Source organism: Anaeromyxobacter sp. SG64 (genome assembly GCF_022690745.1).
Lineage (GTDB): Bacteria > Myxococcota > Myxococcia > Myxococcales > Anaeromyxobacteraceae > Anaeromyxobacter > Anaeromyxobacter soli.
In genome coordinates this window covers 1-3,326 of the sequence record NZ_JALCZB010000177.1, presented here as the reverse complement: position 1 = coordinate 3,326, position 3,326 = coordinate 1, and the positions used below count along the sequence as shown (strand labels likewise).

At 74.9% G+C, this 3,326-nt stretch carries 6 protein-coding genes; 1 reads left to right on the top strand and 5 read right to left on the bottom strand.

Features of this window, described 5'->3' with window-relative positions:
* Positions 1-280: hypothetical protein (locus MNZ29_RS23815; RefSeq protein ID WP_242341546.1), on the bottom strand; the 280-nt coding region annotated here is incomplete at its 3' end.
* Between the two features lie 300 nt (positions 281-580).
* Between MNZ29_RS23815 and MNZ29_RS23810 the strand changes: the two genes are divergently transcribed.
* Entirely contained in the window at positions 581-889 is a 309-nt protein-coding gene (locus MNZ29_RS23810) for a hypothetical protein (protein WP_242357076.1), read from the top strand.
* Positions 890-910: 21 nt separating this feature from the next.
* Here MNZ29_RS23810 and MNZ29_RS23805 read toward each other — a convergent pair whose 3' ends face one another.
* The 4 genes from MNZ29_RS23805 to MNZ29_RS23790 all read right to left on the bottom strand — a co-directional run.
* Positions 911-1,192 carry a polyhydroxyalkanoic acid system family protein gene (locus tag MNZ29_RS23805; protein WP_242341548.1) on the bottom strand — a complete coding sequence of 94 codons (282 nt, stop codon included), beginning with the start codon at positions 1,190-1,192 and terminating at the stop codon, positions 911-913.
* An 11-nt stretch (positions 1,193-1,203) separates the two neighbouring features.
* Entirely contained in the window at positions 1,204-1,899 is a 696-nt protein-coding gene (gene queC, locus MNZ29_RS23800) for a 7-cyano-7-deazaguanine synthase QueC (protein WP_242341549.1), read from the bottom strand.
* Positions 1,900-1,970: 71 nt separating this feature from the next.
* Positions 1,971-2,504 (bottom strand): hypothetical protein, encoded by a 534-nt coding sequence (locus MNZ29_RS23795; RefSeq protein WP_242357074.1) that lies wholly within the window; start codon positions 2,502-2,504, stop codon positions 1,971-1,973.
* Between the two features lie 5 nt (positions 2,505-2,509).
* On the bottom strand, positions 2,510-3,326 hold an 817-nt coding region (locus MNZ29_RS23790), incomplete at its 5' end, for a hypothetical protein (protein WP_242357072.1).

The following is a 3,326-nucleotide window of genomic DNA, read 5'->3' as shown; positions in this document are numbered from 1 at the left end:
TCGGGACGAGCGCGAGGAGGAGCAGGAGCGCGGCCGCCGAGAGCTCGGCGGCGGAGGCGGCGCGATCCGAGCCGCCACGCGCCGCGTAGACGAGCCAGAGCGCGGGCACGCCGAGCGCGAAGCGGGCGCGCGGCCACTCGAGGGCGGCGACCGTGGCGATGCACACGAGCAGGCCCATCGCCACGTCGTGCAGGATCGGCCCGACCGCCCCGTACCCGAGCACGAGCGGCGCCAGCATGAGCGCGAGGCCCACCGCGAAGCTCGCCCAGCGCGCGTACATTCGAAGGGAAGGTGGCGGCGCGCCCGTGCTCTTTCAAGCCACGCTCGCCGGGCGGGCTGCTGGCGAGCCGACCGGGCGAGCGCATGCCATGCCGCCGGGATCGTGATCGGCGCGAGGCGCGCCCGGGCCCGCGCAGGGCTCCCGGTCGAAGTACCGGATACAACGCCCTGGCCCCCGTACGACTCGCGGGTGGAAGGACGTCCGCCGCAGCGCCGATATCGTGCGCAGCCGGAAATTGGGCGGGGTCAGGCCCCCCGGCTAGGATGCGCCGACTCCGACCGGTTCCGGCAGGATCGCGGCATGCCCCGCCGTCGAACGGACCGGTCGCGCCCGGACTCCGCCATGACCTACGCCGAGGAACGCGTCGCTTCCGAGATGGGCCGGGTGATGCTCGCGCTCTACCGCGCGGGGATGCAGGTCCGGCTCTGGCCCGACGCGCTGAAGGGGCGGGCGAGCGCCCGTATCGTCCCCGGCCCCTCCGCGAAGCGTCGCCGGGGCGAGACCCCCCGCGCCGTGACGGGCGTGGGCGACTCGCCCCTCCAGGCCATCTACGCGGCCGTGGAGCGGATGAACGAGCGGTCGGGGGCCATCGTCGTTCCGCTCGAGTGATCCAGCGCGGGAGGCGAAGATCTACGGGAAGAGGCCGTCGAGCTTCTTCTCGATGTCTTCCTGGACCTTCTGGCGCATCGAGCCGGGGATCAGCATCGGGAACTTGAGCTCGACCGTGACCTCCCCGTCGCGCACCTGATACGCGCCGGAGACGCCCATCTTGGCGACCTTGCCCGTCTTCGACCCGCCGTCCTTCTGGTAGTCGAGCGAGAGCTTCTGGGCGATGCGCTCCATCACCTCGTCGACCTTCTCGTAGATCTCGCCCGCGCTCTTGCCCGGGTACTTCCTCGTGATCTGCGGCATCCGTTCTCCTGTCACTCGTCGATGTAGAGAGTTGGGTCGGTAACACCCGCCTCGTCAAACCCCTTCCGGCGCAGGACGCAGGCATCACACGCGCCACAGGCTCGTCCGCGGACGGGGTCGTAGCACGAGAGGGTGAGCCGGTAGGGAACTCCGAGCGAGGTCCCGAGCTTCACGATGCCCGCCTTGGTGAGCCGGAGCAGCGGCGCGTGGATTCTCAGCGGCCGTCCCTCCACGCCCGCCTTCGTCGCCACCTTCGCCAGGCGCTCGAACGCCCGAAGGAACGCCGGCCGGCAGTCCGGGTAGCCGGAGTAGTCGATGGCGTTCACGCCGACGAAGACGTCCTCCGCGCCGATCGTCTCGGCGTGCGCGAGCGCGAGCGCGAGGAGCACGGTGTTCCTCGCCGGGACGTAGGTGACCGGGATCTCGGGCGCCCCGCGGCGCTCTCTCCGCCGCTTGGGCACCGCGATCGCGGGATCCGTCAGCGCCGAGCCGCCGAAGGCCGAGAGGTCCACCTTGACGACCCGGTGATCGGCCGCCCCGAGGACGCGGGCGAGCCGCCGGGCGCGGGCGAGCTCGCCCTTGTGCCGCTGGCCGTAGTCCACCGAGAGGCAGTGCGCCTCGAAGCCGTCGCGCCGCGCGACCGCGAGGCAGGTCGTCGAGTCGAGGCCGCCGGAGAGGAGCACCACCGCGCGCTTCGTCTTCGTCATGAGGGCCGGGATTCTAAGCGACGGCCCCCGATTCGCGAGCACCTTCGGTGTCCGCGCGTCGCGCGCCCGGCTCAGGGGGATGGGGCCGACGTGAGCGCGTAGGTGGCCGCGCACGGCAGCGCACAGGAGCCGCAGTTCCCGGCGAGGTACTCGAAGCGCTCCTCGAGCGTGCCGGTGAACGTCGCCGCGGCGCCCTCGCCCGCGACGGTCCCGGTGACGTGCTCCACGGCCGACACCGAGCAGTTCGGGCCGCACCGGTCGAGCACCGCGAGGCCGGAGCTCGCCTCGAGCGTGTACGTCCCGTCCGCGGCGCGCGAGCCGTAGTACGTCGCGCCGCGCCCGCCGGGGCACAGCGCCGCCGGCCAGGAGCCCGCGGCCGCCGGCTCGGCGGTGAGCTTCGCCTGGAAGCTCGCCACGATCCGCGTGGGCGGGTCCGTGACGGGCGGGACGGCGGTGCAGGCGGACTCCGGCGCGCCGTCGGGGAGGGAGACCTCGAGGCGGAAGCTGCCCACCGGCTCGCCCGGGCAGGTGCTCTCGCCCGTGTCCGAGCAGGCGAGTACCAGGCCGGCGAGGGCGGCGAGGACGGCGAAGCTCGTGCGGACCACGCGGGTCATCCCAGCGCCGCGAGGCGCAGCTCGAGGAACGGATCGGAGAGGGCGAAGAGGGCGACGTCGCGCAGGTCGGCAAGCGCGAGCGCCCGCGCGGGCGCGGGCGGGCTCTCCACGAGCCTGCGGTCGGCGAGGAGCAGCGCGTGGAGCGCGGCGCCCGGGTCGCCGCAGCGCAGGAGCGCGACGCGGTTCGCGGTGCGACGGAGGGCAGCGGCGAGCGCGCGGGGATCCGTCGCCGCGAGCTCGCCGGAGGCGTCGCGCGCGAGCCTTCGGGCGTCCTCGCGGACCGACGGGGGGACGGAGAGCTCGAGCGCGGCGAGGAACGCGCCCGCCCGCTCCGGCGGGAGCCCCTGCGAGGGCGGGGAGCCGCCCGAGAACCGGCACGCGAGCTCGAGCAGGATCCCGACGTCGCGCGGCGCGAACTTCCCCGCGAGCGCCCAGCCGTGGCCGAGGAGATCCACGGCGCGCGCCGCCGCGAACGCGAGCGCGGCGGGCGCGAGCCTTTCGGCGCCGGCGGCCACGATGACCGAGGGCGGCTGCGTGTTCTCGAGCGCGATCCCCGCGCCGGGCGCGCCGGCGAGGAACGCCGCGAACGGGCGCCCGTGCAGCGCGCCGCGCGCCGCGTCGAGCGCGGCCCGGACCGCGGGACCGCGCGGTCCGACGAGCCGGTCTGCGGTCGTGACGCCGTGGCGGGCGAGGTCCGCAGGGAAGAGCGGCTCGAGGTACGGGGTGAGCAGCGCGAGGAGCCGCGCGAGCGGGCCGGTCGCGCCCGGGGCGGCGATGCGCTCGCGCAGCCCGGGCGTGACGGGCGCGAGGCGG